Genomic DNA, 4,773 nt, shown 5'->3' on the forward strand with positions numbered 1-4,773 from the left:
CCCAGGCCTTGGCCTCGGCGAATGCCTTGCCTGTGTCGACCACCCGATCGACGATGCCCAGAGCAAGTGCTTCGGCCGCCACGAATAGCTCGCCGCCGATTGCCATGCGCCGCACCGTTTGTGCGCCGAAGCGGCGCACCGCGCGCTGCGTGCCGGACCAGCCGGGCACCACACCGATCGAGGTTTCCGGGAAGCCTAATTTCACATGCGCTTCGGCGACACGGAAGTCGCAGGCGACGGCGAGTTCCAGTCCGCCGCCCAGCGCATGGCCGGACAGCACGGCGATGGTCGGTTGCCGCAACCGCGCCAGCCGGTCGAAGACGCGATGGCCGTAGCGAACCCATTGCACCTGGAAGTCGGCGGCACTCATTTGCGACCAAGCTTCGACGTCGCCGCCGGCACAAAAGCCCTTGCCTTCGCCACACAGCAGCACGACGCGGATACCGTCCGCAGCTTCCGCTGTGTCGAGCGCTGCTTCCAGCGCGCGCAGCATCGGGATGTCGAGCGCGTTGAATTTGTCCGGCCGGCGCAGCGTGACGATGCCGAGGGCACCGTCGGTTTCAAAAGTGACGAGACGTTCAGCCATTTGCGCCTCCAAGCGAGGCGCCGCCGTTGAGCGACAGACCGATCGGCCGATCCCGGTAGAGTGCGTCCGGTGTCACTTTCAAATCGTTGGCGACGCCGAGTGGGATCTCGGCCTGCGCCAGCACGTCGCGCTGAAGGTCGATGCCCGGTGCCAGCTCAGTCACCATCAGCCCATCCGGCGTCAGCTTCATCACGCAGCGTTCGGTGACATAGGTGATGTCCTGTCCTTGTGCGACCGCGCGCTTGCCCGAGAAGGAGATGTGCTCGACTTCGCCGACGACTTTCTTCACCTTGCCTTCCCCGTCGATACGGATGCCGCCATCGGCCAGCGACAGCTTGGCCCCGGCATTGAAGAAGCCGGAAAACACGATCTTCTTTGCCCGCGCGGTGATGTCGACAAAACCGCCGGCGCCGGCGGTGACATGCGGTCTTGCCGAAAGCTTCGACACGTTGACCGAGCCGTGGCGGTCGATCTGCAGGAACGAGAGCAGCGAGGCGTCGAAGCCGCCGCCCTGGAAATAGATGAACTGGTGTGGAGAAGGCATGAACGCGTCGGCGTTCGACGAGCAGCCGAACTTGAAGTCGAGCAGCGGCACGCCGCCGACCGCGCCCTGTTCGATCACCCAGGTGACCTTGCCGTGCTGGCCTTCCTCGATAAGGATGCGCGGTACATTGGCCGAGATGCCGAAGCCGATGTTGACGGCCATGCCGTCGGCAAGCTCCATGGCGACGCGCCGCGCGATGACCTTCTGGACACTCATTTCGGCGTTGCGGAAAGTCGACAGCGGCCGGAAGATCTCGCCGGAGATGGCCGGGTCGTAAGGCGTCAGCGTCGTCTGCAACTGGTCGGGCGCCACCACGATGTGGTCGATCAGCACACCGGGCACGCGCACGTCATGCGGCTTCAGCGTGCCGTTCTCGACGACGCGCTTGACTTGCGCGATGACGACGCCGCCATTGTTACGGGCGGCGAGCGCCTGTTCCAGCCCGCCGAGATAAGCGCCCTCATGCTCATAGGTGAGGTTGCCGCGCTCGTCGGCGGTGGTGGCGCGGATGATCGACACGTCAGGCACGATCGAGCGGAAATAAAGCCATTCCTCACCGTCGAACTGCTGCACCGAAACGATCGGCTCGCTGGCCGCCGCATTCATGGCGCAGCCCTGATGGCGCGGGTCGGCGAACGTATCGAGGCCGACCTTGGTCAACACGCCGGGGCGCTTGGCAGCAGCCTCGCGATGCATGTCGAACAATATGCCAGAGGGCACATTGTAGGCGGCGACGGAATTGTCGCCGATCATCTTCCAGATCTGCGGCGGCTCCGAAGATGACGGGCCCGAGGGATAGGAGCCGCACAGCGTGCGCTTCAACAGGCCGGGCTTGGCCAGATGATCGATGCCCTTGATGCCGTACATGTCGCCGGCGGCGATCGGATGCAGCGTCGTGATACCCTTCGGATGGCCTTCCGCCTCGAAACGCGCGCCGATGGCGGCGAGCACCGCATCCGGGCAGCCGAGACCGCTCGACGACGACACCGAAACGACCATGCCGTCCCTGATCAGGCTGGCGGCTTGCGCTGCGGAGACGAGTTTGCTCATCCTGCGCCCCCGAATTTCGGGTCGACCACGACTGATTTGCCGGACTTGGCGGATTGCAACGCCGCTTCGGCCGATGTCAGCGACCAGATGCCGTCCTCGCCGGTCGCCGACGGCTGGCCTTCGCCACCGATCGCCGCATGGAACTGGCGCAAAGACCTGACATAGAGATCTTCGCGGTCGAAGCTCAATTCCTCCTCGCCCTTTGCCGTGCGCAGCAGCACAGAGCCGATCGGCTTCTGCGTCATCACATCTTTCGCGATCAGGGAGCCTTCGCTGCCATGCACCTCGAAGCCGGTGCCGGCGAATTTGGTGGTGAAACCTTCATGCGACTGGGCGATGATGTCCGATTTAAAGCGCCAGATGCACATGGCGCCATCTTCCAGGCCGCCGTTGGCCATGCCTGCGGCCTGTGTGAACGCCGAAACCTCGAGCGGATCGTCGCCGAGCACGAAGCGCAGCGTGTCGGCATCGTGCACGGTGATGTCGAGCACCACGCCGCCGCCGGCTTCCGGCCTGGTGATGCGCCAGCTCTGCAGGTTTTCCGGCAGATAGACGGAGTGGAAGACGCGCGCGGCAATCGGCTTGCCGATACGGCCGGCGGCGATGGCTTCGCGCATCGCCCGGTGCGAGCCGGCATTGCGCAGATGATGGTTGGTGCCGAGCACGATGCCGGCCGCCTTGGCGGCGGCGACCATTGTGCGCGCATCGGCGCTGGTCAGCGCCAGCGGCTTTTCACACAGCACATGTTTCCCCGCCCTGATGGCGGCCAATGCCTGTTCGAGATGCAATTCGTTGGTGGTCGAGATGTAGACGGCGTCGACGTCGGAGCCGAGCAATTCATCGAGCGTCGAGACGGCAAGCGGGATGCCGTTCTCCTTGGCATAGGCCGTGGCTCGCTCCGGGCTGGAACTCATCACCGCCGCGATCTCGCTGTTCGGTTGCGCGCGGATGGCGCTGATCATGAATTGCCTGGCGATCGTGCTCGCGCCGATCAGGCCCCATTTCACGGTCATGCCGCGTCTCCCACGCCCGCACGGCGATCAGGACCGCAACTGTCCCTGACGACGAGGTTAACGGCGCCGATATGATCCTCGGCGCGCGTGGTGCGCGACTGGATCATCTTCAGCATGACATGGGCGGCGCGCTCGCCGAGGCCCGCCGAATCCACCGCGACGCTGGTCAGTGCCGGCATGTAGTGCTGGGCTTCGATCACGTCGTCGAAGCCGACGACGGCGAAATCCGCACCGGGCTCGAGCCCGCGCTTGCGCAGCGCCAGCATCACGCCGAAGGCGACCGCATCGTTGAAGCACAGTGCCGCGCTCGGCGGCTCGGCCATGGCGAGGGCGGTCTCAAGGCAGGCAATGCCGCCCTTGCGGCTGGTTTCGCCTTCGACGACGAGTGTATCGCGTTTGGCGATGCCGAGCGCCTCGCAGGCCTCGCGAAAACCACCCAGCCGCTCGTGATAGACCACCAGGTCCGACGAGCCGCCGAAGAAGACCAGCCGGCGATGCCCTTTGCCGATCAGATGGGCGGTGGCGAGCCACGCGCCGCGATGATTGTCGGGCGCGATCACCGGGATGCGGCTTTCGGGAAGGCGGCGCATGGTGAAGACGATCGGAAGGCCCGCCATCTCGATGCGGCGGAAAGCACCTGAGGTCGTGCCGCGCGCCGGCGAAACGATCAGCCCGGCTACACCCTGTTCCATCAGCGATTTCAGCACTTCTTCCTGGCGCACCGGGTTCTCCGCCGTGTTGGCAATGAACGGCACGATGCCCGCCGACTGGAAGACGCGCTCCATGCCGACCGCCATTTCGGCGAAAAAGGGGTTGGTGAGATCGTTGATGACCATACCGATGACGTTGGAATGGGCCTTGCGCAGATTGGCGGCGCCGCGGTTGTAGACATAGCCGACATCCTCGATCGCCTTGCGAACCTTCAGCGCGGTCTCAGGCCGGATCAGTCCGCTGCCCTGCAGCACGAGCGACACCGTCGACTTGGACACGCCCGCCTCGCGGGCAATGTCGAGTATCGTCGCCTTGGGCCTGCTGGCCATCCGGATGTATCCTCCCGGTATTTTCTGGTCGAGTTTATTGGAACGTTCTAATCCCTATGCTGGATTTGAGTCAATCGGGATTTTCCGAGTTCGAAAAAAGAGAACTCAGCGGTGAGGTAATGCGCCTATCAAAGGGCTTTTCGCTGCGACGCAGCATTTGGCGAGAGAGGGAGAGGGAATCATAAAGGTTCTTGATTTATTGGAACGTTCCATTTATAGGCGCGACCAAGGGAGAGATCTATGGACATTGCTTTGCCCAAGGAGGGCGGTCGCAGCACTCGCTACCGCCTTGTCGGCCAGCCGGCAGAGCCGGTGATCGGCGCGCGGTTTTCGCGCATTGCGTATGCCGCCGCCCATGTCGTGGCCGATCCCCTTGATATGACCGATCCGTGGTCTCATCCCGCGGTCGATTGGGAGCGCACGATGGCGTTCCGCCATCATCTCTGGCGCCTCGGCTTCCGTATCGCCGAGGCGATGGATACTTCGCAGCGCGGCATGGGTTTCGACTGGGCAAACGCCAGGGAATTGATCCGCCGCTCC

The 4,773-nt window shown here is 64.0% G+C and carries 5 protein-coding genes; 1 reads left to right on the forward strand and 4 read right to left on the reverse strand.

Annotated features, from left to right (window positions below):
• From E5W87_RS20165 to E5W87_RS20180, 4 genes are all read right to left on the reverse strand, one after another.
• A partial coding sequence (locus E5W87_RS20165; RefSeq protein WP_292401279.1) for an enoyl-CoA hydratase/isomerase family protein occupies positions 1–586 on the reverse strand: 586 nt, incomplete at its 3' end.
• Positions 579–2,180, reverse strand: coding sequence for an acyl CoA:acetate/3-ketoacid CoA transferase (locus E5W87_RS20170; protein ID WP_292401282.1), 1,602 nt, complete (start codon positions 2,178–2,180; stop codon positions 579–581). The genes E5W87_RS20170 and E5W87_RS20165, both read right to left, overlap by 8 nt.
• A complete protein-coding gene (locus tag E5W87_RS20175; RefSeq protein WP_292401285.1) occupies positions 2,177–3,193 on the reverse strand; it encodes a Gfo/Idh/MocA family oxidoreductase in 1,017 nt (338 codons plus the stop codon). Before E5W87_RS20175 ends, E5W87_RS20170 begins: the two co-directional genes overlap by 4 nt.
• A complete protein-coding gene (locus E5W87_RS20180; protein ID WP_292401288.1) occupies positions 3,190–4,233 on the reverse strand; it encodes a LacI family DNA-binding transcriptional regulator in 1,044 nt (347 codons plus the stop codon). Before E5W87_RS20180 ends, E5W87_RS20175 begins: the two co-directional genes overlap by 4 nt.
• Positions 4,234–4,473: 240 nt before the next feature.
• On the opposite strand from E5W87_RS20180, the gene E5W87_RS20185 reads away from it, so the two are divergent.
• On the forward strand, positions 4,474–4,773 hold a 300-nt coding region (locus E5W87_RS20185; protein ID WP_292401291.1), incomplete at its 3' end, for a DUF993 family protein.

It is taken from the genome of Mesorhizobium sp. (genome assembly GCF_004962925.1).
In the GTDB taxonomy this organism is placed as follows: Bacteria; Pseudomonadota; Alphaproteobacteria; order Rhizobiales; family Rhizobiaceae; genus Mesorhizobium.